This window comes from Nocardia sichangensis, from assembly GCF_047200615.1.
Taxonomy (GTDB): domain Bacteria; phylum Actinomycetota; class Actinomycetes; order Mycobacteriales; family Mycobacteriaceae; genus Nocardia; species Nocardia sichangensis.
Genome location: NZ_JBJZOK010000018.1, coordinates 53,699 through 76,780, shown reverse-complemented (window position 1 = coordinate 76,780; position 23,082 = coordinate 53,699). Strand labels below are relative to the sequence as shown.

Sequence of the window (23,082 nt, the reverse complement as noted above, 5' to 3'; positions counted from 1 at the left end):
CCGTTCTCACGGTGTGGTGTGGCCGATCCAGTGGAATCCCTTCAAGAAGTCGGCCGCGTGCATTCCCCTCGGCAGGTGGCGGTCGATTTCGGCGAGGGTGGGGTAGCGGTCGTTCGGTGAGGCGTCGTTCGGTGGGTTATCCAGTTCGTCGAGGAGTTGTCGCAACTCCCGGGTGATCACAGCGTCCGCTTCCAAGGCGAGATCCGCACGGATGCGGCTGCTCAGCGCCCGCATGCCTGCGGCGAGATGGTCGGGATCGGTGACGCCGTTCCAGTCGAGGTCGTGCCTGATCGCGGCGCGAGCCCCGCGGCGACCGTGCACCGTGAAGGTCACATCTTCCACCTCGGACCGACGGAGGTAAGCGCGGAGTGGGGAGACGACCTGGTCACCGGCTCTGGTGTGGGCTTGCCATGGTTCTATCCACAGCTTGTCGAATCGTGCGGTGAGCCAGCCGTTTTCGTCGAACTCGATGGAGAGATCCAGATCGCCCGCCTCGGCCGGATTCTCGCCACGGCTGACGAACACGCCGCGGATCCGTATCCCGGAGATGGACTCGTCGTCGGTGCGCAGATAGTTGACACGGGTCAGCCGGAGCTCGAGCTCGAGGCCGTACTCCCGTTGCAGGCCGGACAATCTCGGTAGCAACTCGCTTTCGGCCGGGGGTTCGGCGAGCAGATCCGGGATGGCCGGCACCTCCGACAGATTCGGGTCCGGTGCGACGGTGGTCCGCCGAGTCGAGTGCGTTGTGGTGTCGAGACCGGTGCTCGGCAGGTCGGGGCGGGGCCGGCTCGGGTCGGCTGCATGCAGCATGAGGTCGCGGACCTGCTGATAGGTCAGTCGCGTTCCCCGTGACGGCCACTGCCCGGTCGTCTCGGCGTAGCTCCACAGGGCGAGGTAGTCGGAGTAGAAGCGACGTGTCAGGGGGCCGGCTGTGGCGGGGTCGATGCTGATCTTGCGCACGAAGTATCGGGAGTCGGTGTACAGCGAGTCGAGGGCGGCCATGGCGCGCAGCCGCTGGAACTCCCGAACTCCGGATTCACCGTGCTGGTCGCGAATTTCGTCCTCCACCATGATCGTCACCCGGGCCAGGGCCTCCGGCGGCCATGAGTTCCAGAAGACGGTCACGTAGTCCCACAACCGGTGCCGGACGCCGGTGAGATTCCAGTTGTCGAGGCGTACTTCGCCGTCGGGCCGGACCCACAGGTTGCGGAAGGTGGCGTTGCCGTGGCTCAGCCCGGCCGTCCAGGTGGTGTCGCCCGGCACCCAGATCTCGTGCGGCAGCGGTACTCGCATGCTGTGCAGGAACGGATGAGATTGTTCCTGCTTGATCCGCTGCATGCTCAGGTACAGCTGTTCCTGGTCGGCTACGGTGCGGACCGACAGATCGTCGGGCAGCTCGACCGCCTGCAACCGCCGCAACTGTCGGAGCAGCGCACGCAAAGTCCGTGGCCAGTCCGGGTCACCGGTCGTGGGGACGCGGCCGGGGCCCATTTCGCGGAACGAGTAGTCGTCGGAGTGGGCCATCGTCGTCGGTACGTCGACACCTGCCTGCCGGGCCAGACCTTCCGCGCGTTCGTCGTCCAGGGCGACCTGGTCGACGAGCCGGTCTCCGGCGAGCAGTTTCGGATGCGTGGGATTGGCGGCCAGATCCTTGTCTCCAGGCGTGGCGACGATGCGCCGCACCTTCACCGGCTTTCCGCTGCCGTCGGTGACGCACCAGACCTCCGTGTAATGGCCGGCGACATCGGGGGAATTCGTCACGACGGTGATCAGCATGCGGGCCGCATCGTCGAGCTGCAAGCCGCCGTCGTGGACCGGTTCGGCGATGTCGAGCAGGTAATCGGTGCCCTGCGGGCGGCGCAGGGCAGGGCGGAATGTGATCGGGGTGGTCGGCAGCGCCGGATCGGTGAGGTCCTTGTACGCCCATCGCCGGGCGAACCACGCACTCGGCCCGGCCTGCCCGCCGGGCTCGGCGACCCAGCTGTAACCGCACCGCGCCGCTCGGACGCCGTCTTTGCGCGAAACCTCGACCTCGATCGCATCGGCGCCCATCCGCCGGGCCAGGTCTTCGGCTGGTCCGAGGAGGTACGGGCCGCCGTAGTCGGCGGCGAGGCGATCGAGGTCGGCGCCGATGGGTTCCGGGCGTGCGGTGACTCGTCCGTACTCGTCGAGGTCGAAACGCACGGTGATTTCGCCGTATTCGCGGGTGCCGTCCATCAGCACGGTGCGCAGCCGAATGCGGCTCACCACGCCCGGGTCAGCGTCATCGAGCGACTCGTATTCCGCCGCGAGAGCTTCCAGCCTGGCAGGTCCGTCGGCACACCGCAGGGTGGCGATGGCTTCGGACAGGCCGGCCTCCGCTGCGGCGCGGTCGTGCCCGATCGTGGCCCGCATCAGCAACTCGCGCACCGACAGCCGCGGCAGCCAGGACGTGTCCGGATCCGTCGCCTGGGTAACCGGTTCGACGGCTGCCGATCGGTCGGTAGCCGAATCCGACGCCGTCAGGTGGTTTTCGCGTTGCCGTACGAATTGGCGAGACCATCGCTGCAAGAGGCTACGCACCTGGATCTCATCCGGTGCCCGTCGACCCGCGGCCGCGAACACGACCTTCAGGTTGCGGTGCAACGCATCCGTCGCGTCGGCGAGGAAACTCGGGTCGCGGGCGATTAGCAGCGGCAACCGGAAGCTGTCTCCGGCAACGGATTTCCATGCTTCCAGCACCAGATATCGGTCGAAGTCCGCAGCAGCGTCCGCGCCGTGGTCGCGCCGCAGCCGCGCCCGGCACCAGTTCATGACCTTGTTCCGGACGGTGGGGGTAGGCCACGGGTTCCTTGTCGCGAACGCCACGTAATCCCACACCGGCGATCCCGGCTGGGTCAGTTCCAGGTCGAGCAGCCCGGCCCCATCGGGGCCCAGCTTCATGTTGAGGAAGGTCGGATCGCCGTGCAGTACACCGAGCTGGATATCGTCGTTCGTTGCGGGCCGCACGGCGAAGATCTCGTACAGGCCGGGCAGACCCAGTTCGCCGTGCAGCCGATCATCGGTGTCGAACTCCAGGGGGATCCGTGCCACCTCGCGAACCAGTCGCTGCTCCCATTCGACGCGGGTGGTGGGTACTTGTTGCTCGGGTTCGGCCTCGGCCCAGTGCTCGGCGTGCAAGGCGTGCAGGCGATCGAGCGCCGGGAACACGGTCTCCGCGACGTCTTGCCACGGATCATCCGGTGTGGGGTGTTCCCCGTCGAGGTACTCGTGGAACAGGTAATGCTCGGGATAGGACTCCTGGGCACCGACGTGATACAGCGCCGGTACCCGGACACCGGCCTTCCGGCACAGCTGGACCGCGGCGGATTCCCCGAACGTGAGGCCGATCCGGGGATCGAAATTGGGATTCGGCGTATTGATCGACGCCCGGATGACAACCTTCCGGCCGTTCAGCTCGAAGATCCAGACCCCGTGATGATTCCCGGCGAAGTGGGCTCGGTTGCGGAACAGCGTGGTGAGAAGTTCGATGTCGGTTCCGGTCAACGCGGGATCCTCGGTCTCGGCACCGATGGACGCCATCCGGGCTGTCGGTCGCGGAGCCGCACCGGGGAGTGGATCGGAAACGTCCGTGGACGCACTGTCCAGCACGCCCCACCACCTGCGGTCCTGCGGCCACTGCTGTGATGACGGCTCGAGATACGCGGCCAGCTCCGTGAAGGTCGGTCGTGCCTCGGCGGGCCGGTCGAACCGGTCGAGCATCGGGTCGGCGATGAGTTCCCGCGGGTCGGTGCTCAGCAGGTGCGCCGTGCTCTCCCGCGATTCGGCCAGATGGTCCGGATCGGAATCCAGCCGAAGACCGTGCTGTGCCGCAATCGTGAAGCCGGTCGGGCCGTTGACGGGCACGATGACCCGGCCATCCGTGCCGACACACTGGCGCAGTTGCGGAACGAAGTGCTGCGCGAAGTGTCCGCCCGCGAAGGCCGGGTCGACCACCAGGTGGTCGAAAGTCACCGTGACCCGGCCATTTTCGTCTCGGCGAACATGGAAACGCATATCGCCCGCTTCATCGACGCCCGGTAGGCCCTCGGCGGCTCCGCCCTGGCTGACATGGAAACGCATGTCGCCCGATTCGCCGACGCGCCACGTGCCCCCGGCGACAATGGTGGCTGATACGGTCAAGCACCGATTCCCGGCGTTGTCGGTGTACCGTGCGGCGGTCGGTGTCACGGCGTAGTCGCGAGGACCGTACCGTCGATCCAGCAGACCGTTCACGACAGCCAGGAGTTCGGTGTCGCCTGCGACCTCGGCGGCCGGCAGAGCCGGATGCGGACGTGCCGTGGGCGCGACGGCCTCCGGACGTTCCGCGGATGATGGTGCCTGCCGGATCGGCTGCGCCGCAGGCTCATTCGGCAGCGTCGGCAGCCCCTGCCTCGCGCACACCTCGTTCACTGCTTCCAGCATCAGCGTGCGAACGACATTCGGCGACTCCGGCTCCCATCCGCGCAGGCGGCACAGCCGTCGATAGTCGGAGTAGAACCGTCCGGTGAGCCGGTCGGCCTTGCCGGCATCCTCCGCGATCTGCTGGACGAAATTGCGCGAATCGGCGTAGAGCGAGTCGAGGCAACCCATTGTCAGCAGCCGATCCAGTTCCGCTTCGGCGCCCGGTCCGACCAGCCCGTTGGCCTCGAGATCGCGAACCTCGGTTCTGATCTTGTTCTCGACCTGTTCGGCGATCTCCGGCGGCCAGTTCGACCACAGCATCGTCACGTAATCCCACAGCGGGTGGGTGACGGCGGCATTGTCCCAATCGATCAGCGTCGCGGTGTCGTTCTCGTCGTCGATTCGCAGGTTGCTGAGCGTCATGTCGTTGTGATTGAGGCTCGGCCGCCAAATCGCGTCGTCGGTATCCGGCGACCAGGCCTGATGCGGGGCGAGGCGGAACAGCCGATCCAGCCAGGGCGCGCGGCGACGGTAGTTGCGGCGCTGCTGATCCAGGTAGAGGTGGAGGTGTTCGGTCACAGGCCGCACCTGCAGATGCGGGGGTAGCCGCATATCCAGCAGACGTCGCTTCGCCTCGAACATCTTGTTCAAGATCAGATCCCAGTTCGGATCATCCGGCTCCGGGGTGCGTCCGTCGGCATACTCCTCCACGTAGTAATCGCGCCACCGGTATACCCGTGCCGGAACATCGGTCACAGTTCCGGCAAGCTGCACGGCATCGGGTGCATCGAACGGAAGCCAATGGAACCAGCGGACATTCCGGTGCGACGGATCGGGGTTGCGGGTGAGGTCTTTTTCACCTGTGGTCGTCGGCAGTACCTGGTGCACGACTATCCGGTTGCCGTTGTCGTCTCGATAGCGCCACGTCCGCTTGTTGTTTCCCTCGTAGTCGGGTGCTCGGAGTCGGGCCCGCAGGATCTGCCTGGCGGCAACCTTCGAGTCCAGGGTGCCGCGGCCTTCTCGTTTGATGTTGTCCAGCAACGTTTCCTGTGCGGGCGGGTCCGTGGGGATGGCTACGACCGGCCGCGCTTTCGGCTGGCTCCATTCGATATCCGCGGCAGTAGGTGCGTCGGCCATGTCGATGCACGCGGCCCACGGTGCGAGGATCTCCTCGAGCGGAACGCCGGCGTCGACCAGCCCGGCATCCCACAGTTCCCTCAGCGTAGGGAGGTCACCTGCTCGCAACCTTCGGCCTATTTCTGCGACGCCGGGCGGGACGGTCGGCACGCGCTGTTCGAGGTCGTCTATGGCGTCGCACAAGGCCTCGCGGATTGCTTCTCTCTCACCGGGATGCTCCCTGTTCAAGTCGAATCCGGCCCGAGCCGCAGCCGCCCAGTCACTGACCAACGCCGCCCGGAGCCGGTCCGCGCCCGCGTCACGAACGAAGTCGAGCACGAGAGGTTCGACCTTCTGGGCTTCCAGGTCGCCGACGCAATCTGCGACCATCCGGCCGGAGGCATCCGTGACAAAGGTGAAATAGACCTCGCCGCTGATGCGTGTGCCTTCCACGACCGCAGCCGTGACGACGGCGGTGAGGAAGCCCTCCGGGGAGCCCAGCCACCGCAGCCTGACCGGCTCCAGCCGTCGCGGTCCGTCCCAGCGTTGCACGGCGGCCAGTGCCGCCGACTTGTCCACATCGTGGTGACCGGCACCGAGCTCCCTGTCGGCCGTGTGCAGCATCCGCCGCATCCACCGGCGTGGTTCCGTCGCGCGAGCCGGCGGAATCTCCCAGGCAGTCGTCGCGGCGGCGGACGTGTCCAGCAGTTCCAGCTCACGTAGCGCCCATTCCGCCAGCAGATCGTGAACCGCCTCCTCGGAGATGGGGTCCTGCCCGGCGGCGCGGCGGACGAGGGCGACGTTCCGGTAGAAGTCCGGAAGCACCTCCTCGATTGTCGCGAACCCTGTGGCGATCTTCTTGGGTAACCGGTAGGCATCGCCGATGATCGACTTGCGTGCCTCCAGCTGCACGTAGCGCTCGAAGTCCGCTACCAGTTCGTCACCGACACCGTCTCCGTATAGGTATTGCAGAATCGTGCGGATTTCGGAGTGCACAGCACGTCGTTCGGCGTCGTCGGCCCAGTCGTTCACGAGGTAATACCGGGCCCAATCCCATGCGATGGGCGCGTATTGCGCGAGTTTCGAATCGGTGAACCCGATGCGGCCGTCGGCGCCGCGCCGCATCTTGCGGCGGATCGGGTTGCCGTGCGTGAAGCCCATCAGCTCGCTGCCCTCGTTGACGAGCGTCGGCTGCCACAAGACGAAGAGCGGGACGCCGCCGATCAGCGTGTCCAGCCTGTGGTCGAAGTCGCCGTGCTCCAGTGCCAGCACCCGGCGTTCTTGCTTCCGGTCCCATAGATGCTTCGTGTGGGGAGTGGAGGACAGGCCGTGTAGTCGAGACAACTCGAGGAAGACGTCCTCGGTTGTGCGGTCCCAACCCTCGTCCGGCAGGACTTCATCGCCCGCGATGTGCTCGTGAATCGTCACGCGGGTCTTGAAATCCAGTGCCATCGGCGACGATTCGGAGTCATAGAGCAGCCGCGGGCCGCGCACCCCGGCCTGGTGGAACAGGTCCGACGCTTCCGCCGCCGGCACGGCCAGCGAGTCGAGATCGAAGCCCAAACGCTCCGCCTCGTCCAGGTACACCCGGACCGTCACCATCGGTGCCGAGGTCGCCCCCGGTCCGGCGGGCAGCGGCAGATGCCAGACACCGCATTGGTTTTCGGACTCGTGCGGCGAGGTCACGCGGACCTGTTCCATCAATCCGAGCACCTGCTCGCGAGTGAGTCGTCGGTCCAGGCCCGAAGGGGCGGGCTCGGCCGCGACCGCCGGTGGTGCACAGCGTTCGCTCAGCCACTACGGCGCGTTCTCGACCGGTGCGAGGCCCGCGCGCGACAGCAGGTCGCGACCGGACAGTTCCGCGGCGCCCACGTCGTCGGCCACCTTCACCCGCAGCACATCGGCGCCGATGCCGCGCACGAAGTGCCGAACCAAGTCGAGGAACGACCCTCGTCCTGTGCCGCCCCGAGCGGACCGATACTCCGGTAGGAAGTCGCCGGCCGGGCCGGGCTCGACGTAAGCCGTGACGATTCCGGAGGCATCGAGCTCGAAAATCAGGTCTGTATCGCCGAATTCAGCTTGATCGATCATCACCGCGGCGCGCATGCGGAGGCGTACCGCCCCCTCGCGGGCGGGGTCCGGCTCGTAGGCGGCGCCAGTCACGTTCAGTCTGTGTGTTCTGCGCTGTGTCTGTGTCGCCGGAGGCTGGATAGCGATGCTCAACTCGACCTGCCGTCGGTTCTCCAGCAATCTTCGAATCGAAGACCCGAGCCGCGGTGGGAGCGGCTCATCGAGTGCCGGTGTCATATAGGCGTCGAGGTTCGACGGCCGTCCCCGGGACAGGTGCCTCGTGAAGGCTTCGAGCACACGCTGACCTTCGTCCTCGGGTACCGGTCGATGTTCCGTTTCCCGACGCAGGCCGGCCACGTACTCGGACCCGGCGCTGAGCTTCCCACGATTCAGGAGGGCCCGGCCGATGGCCGCTTCGCGGCGCACGAAGGTGAGGTTCGTGGAAAACGCCGACACCAGATCGGTGTACCGGCCCGGGTCGGTAGCGATGTCCGTGGGCGCCTGGAGTGCCTGGCGGATGGCCGCGATTCGTGCTTCGACCGCGAGGTAGCGGTGGAAGTCGGCTTCCCCGGCGCCGTAGTGCCGTTGCCGAATCTGCTGCATGCACCAGTTGAGCACCTGCGGCCGTACCTCGGGCGGCCAGGGATTGCGGACGGCGAATGCCGCGTACACCCAGGCGGGTGGGCCGAATGCGGTGTGATTCTCATGCGATCCCGCCTGTGCGCTGTCCCGGACGAGGCCGTCGAGTATCGGCGGGCTGTGCAGGCCGACAGGCTGCGCGCCGTCGTCCTCCGGATCTTCTCGTGACCAGAACATCTCGGACAACGGCGGCAGGCCGAGCAAGCCCGATCCCGATTCCGTCCCCGGGCCGGGGCGTAGGCCCGCGAGCCTCGCCTCCGCACCGCGCACCGCACGGCGGACATCCCGCTCCCAGGCGGCGCGAGTCGTCGTCACCGGCGGCTCGCCCTCCGGGATGTGCTGTGCGAAAAGCTGTTCGGCGACATCGCCGCGAAACGACAGATCCTCGCCCACCAGCTCGGCAACCCCCGCCGGGGTACCGGTGGCGTGCCCGGGAACGACGACATCGCGGCCCTCGGCGTCGTCGTCGTAGGGGCCGAGGTCGATCGCGACGGGGTCCTGGGGGGTGCCGGGAGTCGTCCCTGTATCGGTGGGGCCGTCCGGCAAGTATCCGGGGTTGGGGCGCCAGTACTGCGGTAATTCGTCGGCAAGTGCGGCGAAATTGCCCCGCCAAATCTGCGCGGGGATCTCGAAACAGCCCATGACGCGATCGCTACGCAGGCCTCCCGGCCAGTGCACGGAGACGACACCGCCGTTCTCGTCCACCACTCCGAATCCGCCGGGCGCGTCGACGACGTAGATCTGATGGACGAGGGTCCACTCCGAGGTCTCGTCGTCCACCAGCACCGATTCGCCGTAATCGGCGGCTCGATTCACCCGCACCGTCGTGTAGACAACCCTGCCGTCGCGCTGTGACAGCGGGACGAACCCGTTCGCCCACAGGTCGCTGCGCGGACGTGTGTCGCCACGGAACAACAGCCCTCCGCCGATACGCCACCCCGATTCCGGATACTCCTCCTGGAGCTCTTCCCACCTCCGACGGATCGCGTCCAGGTCGACATCCTGCTCGACGGCCGCGGCGAGCAGCACACTGTCCGGCAGCTGCGCGGCCGGTTGCCATTGCACGGGTACCGACGGGCCGTCGAGGATCCGCCGTACCACCTGAGCGCCGTCGAGCGGATGCACAGGAGCGTCGGCCGGCGGACCTTCGGCAGAATTATCGTCCTCGGCGTCTTCGTCGAGGTCGATCGCGACGGAGTCGACGCTGTTGCCGGGGGTCTTTGTGTTACCGCGGGTGCTCGACGTGCCCGGGAAAATTCCGGATTCCGGCGAACTTTGCGGGTCCCGGTCGGAGTCCCCAGGCCCGCGGGCGGGCTCATCAACCGTGGGCGGGCCAGGGACGGGCCTCGCTACACCCGGTGCGCCGGGGCGGGATCCGGTGTAGTGGCCGTCGGTGCGGAGGAAGTGGGCGTCGATATCGGGAGGTCGGTTGCGGTGGCTCGCGGGTACCGTGAGTCGGTTGGTCAGTGCGTGGATGCTCTTGGTGACGTCTCGGCCGGATTGCCCGTCGACGTAGCGGATGCTGCCGTGGTAGTTGACGACGTTGACGGTGTGGCCTTGCGAACCTCCGAAGGGTTGATGGCGGTAGGCGATGATGCCGCGTGCCAGGTGGCCGGCGTCGAGGAGTTGCTGTTCGAGGTCGGTCCAGCTCTCGACGTGCTGGAACGTCGTGTCGTAGTGGGCCTGGATGAACCGGACGTGGGATCGACTGTCGTCACCGGGTACTCGTCCTGTTTCCGACGGTTCGGCGACGATGTCGGGTCGCCCGCTGAGCCGGAGGTCGGCGGCGAGGGTGCACTCGGCGCTGATGTCCCGGTTGCGCAGTGGGTTGATGCCGCGGATCCGCTCGAGCAGCGGGTCGTCGGGCGCGGGCTCCACCGGGGTGGGTGACGGTTGCGCCGCGCCGCTGTCCACGGCCGGTCGATCGGTGTCACCATCGGGGGATTGCGTGGGTTCGGCGTCGAGCGACGGTTGTGCTGCGACATCGGTCGTCTCCGTACTCGCACCGGGGCTGGAGAGGAAACGGCCATGCAGGTGGGCGGCGAGCTTCTGGATCAGTACTCGGCCCTGGCTGCCAACTATGCCGAGCAGGTACTGGTCGATCACCTCGAGCATGTACTCGTCGACCGACCGGCTTCCGATCATCGAATAGAGTCGGGCCGCGAGATATCTGGTGCGCAGATACTCCGGCGACTCGCGGTCGAAACCGCGGCAGCCGGGGAAGTGCAGTGCCGACCACAGGTCGTTCTTGCGGTGCTGCTCCCAGAATTCGTATTCCTCGGGTGTGAGTACTTTCCGCATCTGGACACGGTCGCCGTCGAGCATCGGTCTGCCAGCCAGGTAGGACATGGTTCCCGTCGCGATCGACAACAATTGCGGCAGTTCATCGAGCGATGTGTCACGCAGGTACCGCTGGAACGGCATGGCCCGATCGACGGCGGCGCTGCTGGTGGGTCCTTCCGGCTCGTCCTCCGGCATGGTCCGGAACTTCCAGACGGTGATCGTCTCGTTCCCCTGTATTCGCTTCTGCTGTTTGAACAACAGCGGGCCGTGGTCGGAAATACCTAGTAGCTGTTCGGCTTTCAAACCGGTGGCGACGACCAGCGCGAGTGTCAGGTAGATGGGGGAGCGTCGCAGCAAGCGCTTCAGTTCGAAGGCATCTTTGGCGGTGAGTTCTACGGTTCGCAGCGCGGCGCGGTCGCCCTTGCGCAGCGCCCGGAGCCACTGCCCGCGGTTGGCGACCCAATCCGGCCCGGACGGTTCGGCGGCGTCGGGAATCGGCATGTTCTCGAGGTAGGCGAACGGACGATTGCCGTCCTTGTCGCGGAAGGTCAGCAGTTCAGCGATGAGCTGCTCGATTTCGGCGGCCTCCGCCGGAGCGAAGCCGTCGTTCAGTGCGCGGGTGCGGGCGGCCCGCCTGCGTTCCGGATCGGTGACATGAAGCGCCGGACCGCGGCCCCCTCGGGCCGGCCGATGTTCGGCGCGGGTGGCCTCGGCGCCACGACCCGCGGTGATCAGGCCGATATTGTCCAGCGACTCGGTCGGCACCCGGGCCTCGATATCGGCATACGAGTTGTAACCCTGATGGACCTGCATGCGCTTGCGGAACTCTGGTGTCTTCGGTGGCTCCGCGGTGACCCGCACCGCTCCCCAGGACTCGCCGGCCGGATCCGGTCCCAGACCGCGGTTGAGGAATCGGCCGCGCCGGTCGGGAGCGGTGGCGCCGAGCCAGGCGATGGGATCACGGGTCGCCGTCAGCACGTAGACGTTCTCGGCCCCGATACCGAAGTCGGTAGCCCGAGTCATCGGACCCGCGCCCGGGGAGGCCGTCAGAACCACCTGGTCGATCTCGCCGGCCAGCCGAGCGTCCCGGCCCGCGTAGCACACGGTCGTGGAGCCGTAGCTGTGTCCGAGGAGAGTGTGCAGTCGTGGCAGCGCGGTGCCCCGATGCTCTGCCAAAGACTCGCGAGTGCTGTTGTAGGACACGGTATCTCGCGCCACGACATAGCCCCCGACTTCGGCGAACCGGTGATAGAGGGGATCGAACGGGAGAACCGGCACCGTTCCCTTCAGCAGTTTGGTCGGGTGTTCGTAGCCGATATCGATGATGGCCGCCACGGTCTCTTCGGGTGCATACCGTGAGGTCATCTCGTATTGCGCACCCGCAAACCCGTATCGGTACAGCAGTGACCGCAGCGTGGTCCCGAAGCCGCCGACATGGCGGGTGACGTTCGTCGCTTCGTCGGCGTCCCCGATGGAGACGGAGATCCGGCCGTTGCCGTCGTATTTCTCGGCGTCGTAGGCGAGCAGTTGTACCGGCGGCGACCCGAAGTCCTCGACGCGGCGTTCGATTTCGGCCAGTTGATCCCGGGTGGTCTCCAGGTTGAGCAGATGCGCCTTCTCCGCGGCGGTGAGTCCGCGGTGCCCGATGATCCGGCGCAGCTGTGTGAGCTGCCGGGTGATCGACCGGCGATTGGCGTAATCGCGCACGGTGTACGGGATGCCGTCGGTATTGCCGATCAGGGCGGGGTGTACCGCCACCATCCCCGCCTGCTGTTCGGTGGACAGCGAGAACCACCAGCGCGCATTCCTTCCGGCGCGGGCCCGGGCAGCATCGACTACCTCATCGGGGTCGACGCGCTCGACCAGCGACCGCAGTGTCGCGTGCTCGCCGAACTGATGGTGCAGTGCGGCGATTGCGCGCGCCGCGTGCTCGTTCTCCTGTCGGGTGGGGTGTGGATCGGCTGGAAGCGTGGATCCGTCCGCGCCCTCGGCGGTGCCGAAGGCCCAGCGGGAGTCGGGAGTTGGTTCGACTGTGGCGGGCGGGAATTCCGTCGGATACGGGCGTGCTTGGGGCGCATCCTTATGGAACCCGATGACGAGTTCGGCTTCGAGTCTTATTTTGCCGTCGACTTCGGTCGGCTCGGTGAGCAATACGAGAGTCGATCCCCGTGGGGCGATGATTTCTCGTTCGCGGTACTCACTCTCGTCCGCGGTGTCCATTGCCGAAACCGACTCCACGGCGATCAGCGCCGATCCGGCATCCGCGTAGACGACGACCTCGACATCCTGGTCCGCGAACACCTCATCCGACAGTGAAAGCGACGTGTAACCGGAGTCGGTCGATCGGTGACCGAGCAAGTTGTCGGTGCGACCGAAGACCCGCACGAGATCGTCCAGCTTTCGAATCATCGTGACCGGTCCGGTGGATGGAAGGGCGTTCCGGAATGCCCAGTCCATCCGGTTGATCTGGGCGGCAATGATGTCGGCTTCTTCTCGGAACCGAGCTTCCGGCCAGCCGAGGCTTGCTCCGGCCGCGAGGACCTCCTCCCGAGTCACCTCCCGTCGTGCTAGTTCGATTCGCTGATGCGGAGTAAGGTTTCGGCCCATTGCGCGTAGTGGCATGTTGGGCCCGGCGAATTTGGTGTATTCCCGGAACGCGTCGATGATCTCGTCCGCGCGATTTCCCGTCGGGTCATGTGCCAAATGCGCCCGGCCCATGCCGTTCCGGATGCGCGCGAGGGCCGCATCGCCTTCGACGGCATTCCTCCGGAACCACTCCAGCCTCGCTCGGAGTGCATTCGCGTCGGCTCGATGCCCGTCGACCGCCGGGTCGTTCGGCTGTGGCTCGGGGAGCAGGTCGATTGCGACTGGGTCGATGCGGTTGCCGACCGGTCGGTTGTTCGTCGGTGTGGACCGGTTCTGTTCCGGGCCGGAAAGGCTGTCGGATTCCGCTGAGCTGAGGTTCTCGGCTCCGGTCCGTGGCTGCGGCGTAGCGGGTTTGCGGCCTGGTCGTCCCGCCTGGGTGATATCCGGGATTGGGCCGAGAGTTTCGTCCGCCGATTGCAGTGCCTCGGCCAGCCCTGTGTTCTGGTCCGGGTGAGGCTTGCGCAGTTCGAACCATACGGCTTGGTGCCAGCCGTCCTCATGGCGTTTGAACAGCTCGATGCCGGAGCGCATCGGCGTCGAAGCATCGACTGCCGCAGCCCGTCCGGGAAGGACAGCGAGACCGGAGCGGGTCGGGATACCGCCTCGCGCGTTCCGCGGCATCGAGGGGGCGTGCGTGTCGAGCAGCGTCACGCGCAGCCGGTCATCGGTTGTCTCCGCCATGAGGTGGACTCGGCCGCGGCGGTGTTCGGCGGCGTCGGTCACCATGGCCGTGAGTTCGGTGCACGCGACGTTCACTTGTTCGGCGGGCCAGCCGTCGAGCTGTTCGGCCAGCCAGGACGCGGCTTCCGATGCCGCGTTCGGGCTGTATCGGCCCTCGGGCTCGGCACGAATGATTCGCTCGGCCCGTTGGGCCGACTGCGCCACTGTCGTGGGTCGGCCGGCCGCGACGGAAATGTCCTCGGTCGGCGCCGTTTCGCTGCCCATCGCCCAAGACGCGCCGGAATCGGTGAGCCAGGAGGTGAGTTGGTCGTGCACGGCCGACCACGCGAGAGATGCTCGCGCTCGATCCTGTCCGAACCGGATAGCGGTGTAATGCGCTTCGACAGAGCCACCGTCGGCGCGCACGGTGATCGTGCCCTCGGCATGTTCACTTCGGGCCGCGTTGACCCGGATGGTGAACGACTGGCCCTCGGCGGTCGCTTCCCATGCGACAAGGTCGGTCCAAAAGATCACGCGGTTACCCGCGCCGTCGTCGGCCGACGAGTAACCGGACAGCAGCTTGTACGCGTCGCCTTCGTGGCTGAGTATCTGCCCGACAGGCATCTCGGCTGCCGCGCCTCGCCACATCAGTCCCTGGTGCTCGGAACCGAACTGTGCGTCGAATTCACACCCGCTGAGATCCGCTCCGCTGTTCTCCAAGGCGTCGAGGATCTGCGCGGGGTTCATCGGATCCCCGTTCCATTCCTCGAAACCTTGGCTGAACGCATCGATACCCTTCACTCGGCCGCCGACCCGCCACCATCCGAAGCCGCTGATCTCATCCAGCGATACGCCCTGCGCGAGGAGTGCGCTGAGCAGATCCTCGTGCAACGTGTCGGCGGTGACGAACTTTCCGTTGGCGAGCAGGATGAAAGGGTCGCCGTCTTCGGGATTGCCGGTGTGATAAGGCTGCTTGTCGGGCCCCGTCCCGGGCACCACGAACCAGCCGCGCGAATCCACCTCAGGCCACACCAATTCGATGTCGTCCGCGGGCTCGAACAGGGATTCCGGCAGTGGCACCGTCTCGTAGGTGGTCCGGCTCGGCCCTGTGGACGAGGCTGTCGTTCGCTTGGACTCATCGCTATCGCCGAGGTGGATGGCGACGGGGTCGACGCGGCTACCGGATGATGTCGGCTTTGCGGGTTCGTGGGGGGTGCTCTCCAGCTGGGGCGCTGTATCGCCGCCCCCGTTCGGCCCGTCACGCAGCGATCGGTCGACGATTGCCAGTACCTGCTCGTCGGTTTCGGGCAGCGGCGCGTCCGACAGCAGCGTGGCCAGCAGTCGCTTGCAAGCGAGGGCATCGTGCTCTTCTCCCGGCACGAACGGCGCGGGCCTTCCACCCATGCGGCGGTAGCGCTCTCGCGCACCGAAGAGACCGAGCAGTGCCACCGGATCCGCGATACCCGCGGATTGTTCCACCTGGGCTTCGAGCAGTCGGTACCGCAGGCTTCCCGCGTTGACCGTGTCCACCCATTCGTCCCGCATGGTGAGGACATCTTCGTCGAAATCCGGAATGGCGCTGGGGTGCTTCCCTTGCTTTTCGAGCGCCCAATTCAGCAGGATCCTGGACAGCGGACGGTGATAGTCGCCCTCCCCGTGACGCCCGGAAATGCTCCACAGCTCGAGATCTGTGGCTACTTCGTAGGGGTCTTTGTCGGGGTTGCTCACCGCGCCGTTGAACCACTCGCACATCGCTGCGACGTCCGCGGCCGTCCCGTCCGGGCCGTCGAACTTTCCTGCCGACTCCGGTGCCGTCCGCCGCCCGAGCAGCTCATGCAATTTCAGGATTAACTCCACGCTCAGCTCATCGCCGAGATGCTGTTCGGCGTAGTGGCGAGCTTCCAGCCAGCTCAGCCACTCCTTACGTCCGAAAAGCAACTCGGGCCGAGACACACCCGCCGCGATGGCAACGTTCCGGAATTTGTCGTCCATATACAACGTCAGCTCGAGTGTGCGCTCGGCATCGGTCTCGATGCCGAGCACACGCTCCAGCTCACGTATTTCGTCGTCGAGCGCCGCGTCTTCTTCGGAGATCACGGGCGGCGCGGTCGTGTCGATCGTCCTGTCCTGCTCGGCCGCCTGACTCCGCGCTGTCTTCTGCGGAGCCTGCAGCCAAGCGCGTGAACCGGGCGGCAGCATCTCGGACAAGCTCGCCATGGCGCGGCGCTGGGCCATGGTGACGGCCCCGCGGCTCTTGCCCAGAAGGCTGGCCACCGCAGCGGTCGTGCGCCCCTCGACTAGCTTGTAGCGCAGGCATTCTCGCTGCAGATCGGGGAGCCTGTCGACACGCCGGGCCAACGCTCGCCGGTTATCACCTACAGCGGCCCTGACCTCGATCGGCAGCCAGTCGGCGTGCTCCAGGGCGGCCACGATCTCGGTTGCCGTCCTACTCGCCCGCGCGACCGGCGGGTCGGGCGACTCGGCGTTGTCGATCGGTGGTGTCGGTCCGTCGCCGTCGCCGTCGCCGTCGCCGAGGTCGAGGTCGATGGCGACAGGGTCGAGGCCGGGAGTGGTGTCGCGAACATCGCGCTGGGTGGGGCCGGCCTCGGTCGATTGCTGAGCGGCGCCTCGGTCGTCGTGATCTTCGAGGCCGTGTGTACCCGCAACCTCCATCATTTCGATAACCCATTTCCCCTTCTCCCAGGTCCGGCGTAGGACCTGGAAATGGGAGCCTGGGGCGAAAATTACTTCGGCTTCGCTCGAGATCTTCGAGATCTTCGAGATATCGCGACCGGTGAACGAGTGGATGATGAACTTCACATTTCCACCGATCTTGTCGGGTTCCACGCTGGTACTGACGAACGCGGGCTCCGTGATGACCTGCCGGCGCCGGTACCTCGCCAAGAGCCGGACGAGCTCTCCGGGTGACACGGAGATCTGCCGTTCTACCACGCCGTTGTACAGAGGAAGTGTGTGCAGCGCGGTAGTGATGCCTTGGATCAGGTGGTGGTATTTGCTGATCCGGGCAGGATCGCCGGACCGGAGAGCGGCGTTCATCTCGAAGTAGTAGAGATTGCCGGTATATGTGCGGATCGCGACGTATCCGGGAAGCAACCGCTCGTCCAGACCCGGGTGGTTCCTTCTCACCATCTCCGCGTGGTCGAAGTAGTCGTCGCCGATTGCGTCATACACGTTCCGGAACGCGGCGAGTGGACTCCAGGGTTGCCGAGGTGGCTGAGAATCCAGACGATCGAAGAGAGCGGGAAGTTGCGCGGTGAGTGCGGAATGGACTTCACCCTGGGCCGCCAGCGCCTCCAGCTCGTCGCGGGTGAGCCATGCGGCCTGTTCGGTCTCGACGCCATCGCTGACGACGCGGAACCGTTCGGGCGTATCGGCGAGGAAGATGGTGTAGGTCCAGTTCTTGGGCCTTCCTCGCGCCGCGCGGGCAACCGAGGTATCGACCAGTCGCAGGTTCCGAGCGTCGCTTTCGCGCACGCCGAGTTCTTCGATGAGTTCACGGGTGGCACCCTGGACGGGAGTTTCCTTGGAATGCAACGCGCCGCCCGGAAGCTGCCAGTTTCCCTGGGAATAGGCCGGCGTCGACTTCGCGACCAAGTACCTGGCGGTCCCGGTGCTGTCGACATGCCTGATCAATACGCCCGCCGCTCCGAATTTTCCCCAAACCCCGCGGGCGACTTCCCCATCACCCGAAACCCCGCGGTCGACGGCAAGCCGGAACGGATGTTCGAGTTCGTAGGTGGTTTCTATCCAGTTCAACAAGCGTGGCGGCACCGGTTCACCGTTGCCGTCGAGGAAGAGGGCCCGGGCAGGTCGACCCTGAGCGTCCGCGTGGAACGGAATCACGCCGTCGCTCGCGCCGGGGTCGATCCGCACGACCTTGTTGTCGTAGCAGTGCAGGACGAACGGCCGCGCATGCTCGTCTCCGCTGTCGACGACCACCGATGCGTCATCTCCGAGTTGCCTGAGTATGGCATCGATGCGGTGCGAGGTGAACGGTTCTGTGAACCTGCCTCCCGACCTGGCTTCGAAGTCCGCCATGGTGATCTCGGTTGAGGCGCTCGACCGCTCGGGCTGCGATATCACCTCCGCTCGATACAGATCGTTGATGATGCGGGCAGCCGATGCGCGGCCGTCGTAGGGGATGGACCGAGCCGTGCTGCCGGTGAGTATGCCCTCGTTGCCGCTGCTTTCCTGCAGGATCCCCGTTACCCGAGCTGTCTCTCTGTGGGCGCTTCCGCCATACAGCGCCGCGTGCACCTGGGCGTGCAGCAGGTCGGTCGCGGCGCCGTTCAAGCGGCGGATCTGGTCTTCGGCGATCATGTGTCGCTCGATGTCGCCGATCAGTTCTTTGCCGCGGGGGCCGGTGCGCAGGGCGTAGGCATCGTCGAACGGATGGGTGGCCGCGATCTCGCGCAGCAATGCGCTGTCACTCGTCTCGGGGGCCAATTTCAGTAGCTGGGCGGCGAGATCACGTTTTTCGCGCAGTCTGACGAGCTCTGCCTCCGCGAGTCGTCTGGTGTGCGCCAAGCTCGTTTCCTCCGTCGGCGTCGTCTCGTCCGGATCGCCGAGGTCGATCGCGACCGGGTCGATGCGATCAGCGGTCGAGGTCGGCTGCGTATCGGAGGTAGTGGTTCGCGTCGTCGGCGTCACGCTCGCTGGTTGGATCGGCTCGACACCCGCCTCGGTCACGACCACGATGCCGCGCCGCTGCTGCGTCCAGCCGAGCTCGGTAGCGGCCGACCGCACCCGGTTCGTCGTCTCGGGATTCGTTCCGCCGCGACCGTTGAGCACGCGATCCGCCTGAGCCTTGCTCACCTGCGCCCGAGTGGCCACATCGTCGAGCGTCACTCGCCGGAGTCGGCCTCGGCTCAGCATCCGCGACACCAGCTCTGGTGGGAGTTCCCCGGCCAGCACGTGCGCGATCCGATACAGCGCGCCCTTGACGGTGCTCTGGCTGCGGCCCGTCGCTCGAGCGACTTCGGGTTGCGAGAGACCCTGCACCAGATACAGCTCGGCGTATTCCCACTCGGTGCCCGAGAGCTGCGAGTAGCACGGCCCCAGCACATCCGGGTAGTGCGCCGCGATCGCCTCGATCAGGAACATCGCCGAGCCGTCGGTCAGCAACACACCGACGGACAGCAATGTCGCCAGCCGTGGCGCGGCGGCCTGCCGCAGCGCGGCGACCCGCGCCGGCGACAAATCCAGTGCCTTCGACTTCTCCTCGATGGTCAGCTCGTCGGAGTACAACAGGGCGCCGCCTGTTCGCAGGTCCCGCGGAAGTCGATTGATGCATTCCGTCAGCACTTCCGTTGGCGCTGATCGGATGATCCGAAACGCCCTGCCGCGGCGCGGATAGTCGGCGGTGCCCTCGTGGACCGCCGGGACCGGTGACCTCTCGTCTGGATTGTCCACCACGACGCCGGGACGTCTACTTGCCCATCCGAGCCGAGCGGCCTCCGTCCGAATCCGCTGCTCCGTCTTCGGATCGGCGTGTCCGCCCGCGAGTACCCGGCGCGCCGTCCCCTCGGCCACTCCGGCCCGAATGGCGATGTCCGCCAGAGTCACTCGACGAAGTGGGCCAGCCCTCAGATAGCGCCGCACCAATGTGGGCGGTAGTTCTCTCGCCAGTATGTGGGCAATTCGTCGCAGCAGCTTGTTGACGGTCGTCTGCTGGATACCCCGGGTCCTCGCTATGTCAAGTGTCGAAAGGCCCTGTGTCAGGTACTGATCGGCATACTGCTGCTGGAGACGGGTGAGTCGCGGAAAACAGGCTGCCAATATCGCAGGCTCGTGCGCGTGGACCGCCTCGACCAGCAGTAGTTCCCAATTCTCCGACAACAGCATTGCCGCCAGCAGGTCGGCGATGTCATGTTGGCGTTGTTGCACCGAGGTAGCCGGGCGGCCCAATCGTTCCGCCGTGACGGAGACGGACAGCCCTTCCAGGAGCAGCAGCGTTGCGACGTTCTGGTCTCCCTCGGAAAGGAACGGGATCAGGCGCCGCAACTCATCCTTCGACGTCCCGCGGACGAGCTGCAACTCCCTACCCCGCTGGTGGTACGGCACTCGATCGTGATCGATGCGTACAACGGGAACCGGCGAATTCGACGTCTGTTCTTCGCCATCGGCGACGATCCCGGCCCGCCCATGTCGCACACCGAGACGGCGCGCGGCCGCCCGGACCCGCTCGATCGTCTCCGGTCCGGCATCCGGATGCCCAGCGAGGATTCGTTTCACAGTTATCGTGCTGACTCCCGCTTCCCGGGCGACATCGACCTGGGTGGCCCGCCGGAGGGGTCCGCCACTCAGGTACCGCTCCACGACCTCCGGCGAGAGGGTCGAGGCCATGCGCCGTGCGATGCGGTGCAGCATGCGGCGAACTCGCTTCGGCCTCCAGGCCAGCGCCGTCGCGATTTCCGGCACTGTCCGACCCTGCCGGAAGTATGAGTCGAAAACTGCCTGCTCGGCCTCGGTTACCGGCCCCGTGACCGGTTCCAGCAGATCTCGGTCGTGAGCCCAGACCGCCTCGACCAGCAGCAGCATCTCCTCATCGGTGCGTCCGCTGGGATGCGGTTCGGAGCGCCGCAGAGCGGGAGATCCGACGTGGGACAACGCCATCGACACCGTGCGAACCGCGTTGTGCAGCCGCTTCCGGATGAGGTCGTTGTTGCGCCCGGTGGCGGCCGCGATGTCGGCCACCGTCTGCCCCATGAACCAGCGGACGAAGTATTCCCGCGGGCCGGTGCGAAGGCGTCGAACTACGCTGCCGAGCAGTTCGGGCCGCTCATGCTGGGCTGTTCGAATCACGGCCACATCCGTGGCCAGGCGTTCGTCGTCCATCGCAAGCGCTTCGCCGCCCTCGGCGAGCACTGAGGTGAGGTCTACGTCGTCGGCCGCGAGCGCGGCCAATGCCCTGATCAGCGGGCCGTGTTGCGGCATTTCCGCCGCGAACTTCCGACCCAGCTCGGCACGTGCGCGAGCGATCAGGTTGTTCACTTCACTCGGCGCAGCCCCCAGGTGGTCGGCTACCTCCTCTGGGGAGTAGCCTTCGACCGCGGTGAGCCAGAGCACCGTGCGAAATTCTTCGGGCATCGATTCGAACGCCAGACCGATAGGGGTTTCCTCGGAGACCTCCGGTGCTCGATCGCCGCCCAGCTGGATTCGATCGAGTGCGGCCATATCGTCGGTGGGGACCTGCCGGCCGGCGCGAGCGCTGGCGGCGTACGCCCGGTGACGAACGGCCGTGCGCAGGTAGGCGCCGAAACTGAGCTCTGGCCCGTCACCTCGGCGGATCCTCACGAGCAGGTCGGCGAAGCAGTCGGCCACGATGTCCTCGGCGTCGGATCGGTCGCGGACAATCTCCATGGCGGTACCGAGACCCCATCCGTAGTACCGCTCGTACAGCTCGTCGTAAGCGCCGGGGTCGCCCGCGCGAACTGCGGCGATCCGCTCTTGATCCCAGGCACGTTCCAGGCGCCACCGCTCGGGGATGTTCGCGTCGTCCCGGCCCTCGTGCGTGTTCGGCTGCGCGGGTGCGGGGTGCTCGGACTCGGTGTCATCGCCGAGGTCGATCGCGACCGGGTCGATGCCCCCAGGGCGGCGCGCTGATTTGTCGGCTTGCGATGTCTCATCGGTGATCTCGGTCGGCGCCGCGGAATTGCGCGAGGTGGCCGCGGCGGTGCTGTCGGCGTGGCGGGCGCGGATTGCTGCTTCCAGCCCGCTGCGCGCCTCGATGCCGAATTTGGCGTAGATCGATGTGATGTACTTCCGCACCGCCCACGGCGTTACTTCGAGCTCCGTCGCGATTTCTTTGTAGTCCCTGCCTTCCACAAGTCGCGTGAACACCCGGAACTCTTGTCGGGTCGACCCGACTCGGGCGAGTTCGAGCGACCCGGCCACGTTCTGGTAGGCGACGCGTACGTTGTCAGGTATTTCTTGCTCGACGATGTGTCCCATCGCCGATGTCTCGATGATTCCTCGCACCTCGTTCGCGACGGCAGACACGAGTTCCCGTCTGGTCATGCCCGGCAGGCGGTACCGGAGGAAATCGGGCATGGACACGGGTGCGGTAGCCATGCCGATGTCCGGGAACTCATCCATGAGCTCCTGAATTCTCTTCCCGAACGTCGCGTGGACTTTCGGGTCGAGGCGCACGTAGTCCCAGATTTCCGTCAGGTCCGACATCATCTGTTCGGTGTCGATTCCCAGGTCTCGAAGTTCCCGGGTCCATTCGTCGAACGAATCGATGCGCGCGGTGGTCGGCGGTGCCTGCAGCTCCGACCGAGAGTGTGGCACGACGTCTTTCCGAATGCTGCCTGCGTTCCGCGCGGCCTCGGTGAGGGACGCTCTGTCCTTCCAGGGTGTCCAGCCGCCTGCTCGAGGCTCCGATGCGGTGGGATCGGGCCGTGAAAGGCGCACCTCGAGCCCAGCGGTTTTCGGCGGCGTCTCGCTCTGTACGGGTCGAGACCACGGGGTGGCGCCGGGCGTCGCGGTGCCCCGAGTTGATTGCTCCGCCGGTGTGTCGGGTTCGTCGGCGTCGCCGAGATCGATGGCGACAGGATCCGGACCCCGATCAGTTGGGGGTGCGTGCTCGTCGTCGTCCGCTGCCGTGGCAATTTCGCGATCGAACCGGGCCTGCCATTGTTCGTCGGACTCACCGAGGAGAAGCGTGGGGGTGGAGTCCTGCTCCAGCTCGGTGAGCCATTGCGACAGGTTGTCCAGATAGTTGGTGACCACGTCTGGTCGACCGGCGCCGAGATCCTCAGCGGTCACGACGTTCAATTGCGCGTGCAGATGCAGTTTGACCAGCCCGTCCAAGGTGTTGACATAACGCCGGACGAGCGGATCGATATGGTCGGCATACTGCTGTTTCAGATCGGTGACCGCACGGCGCCACTCCGACGGAGTCCAGTCGGCGCGCTCACCATCGAGTTCGAACTTGTCGGCGAGCTCATCACGCATCCGCGCCAGAATGTGCAGTACGTCAGAAGGGCCGACGTGCGGTACTCCCGGATCCACCGCGTTCTCTTCGATTTTGGCGAGGATTTCGAGAACATCCGGATAGGCGGATTCATGCTCCAGCCGGGTGAATTCCGATTCTGCGTCGATGATCTTTCGCCGCATTTCTTGAATCCTGGCGCGCGGGTAATTGTGCCGGACCCATGTCGGCGTGCCATTGATCGCCTTGACGAAATGGTTGACGAATCCCTCTTTCATCCAGTCGGTATC

Annotated in this window: 2 protein-coding genes (1 of these 2 running past the window's edge); both read right to left on the bottom strand. The window is 66.1% G+C overall.

The genetic code is table 11. From position 1 onward, the window contains the following. Positions 1-6: 6 nt before the first annotated feature. Positions 7-7,239: a phosphotransferase family protein gene (locus ACL03I_RS24035; protein WP_412807005.1), complete on the bottom strand. Its 7,233-nt coding sequence runs from the start codon at positions 7,237-7,239 to the stop codon at positions 7-9. Positions 7,240-7,335: 96 nt separating this feature from the next. Next, positions 7,336-23,082, bottom strand: partial view of a sigma-70 family RNA polymerase sigma factor gene (locus ACL03I_RS24030; RefSeq protein ID WP_412807004.1) — the final stretch only. 23,118 nt of this gene lie beyond the right edge of the window; only the last 15,747 of its 38,865 coding nucleotides appear in the window; its start codon lies beyond the right edge, outside the window; its stop codon occupies positions 7,336-7,338.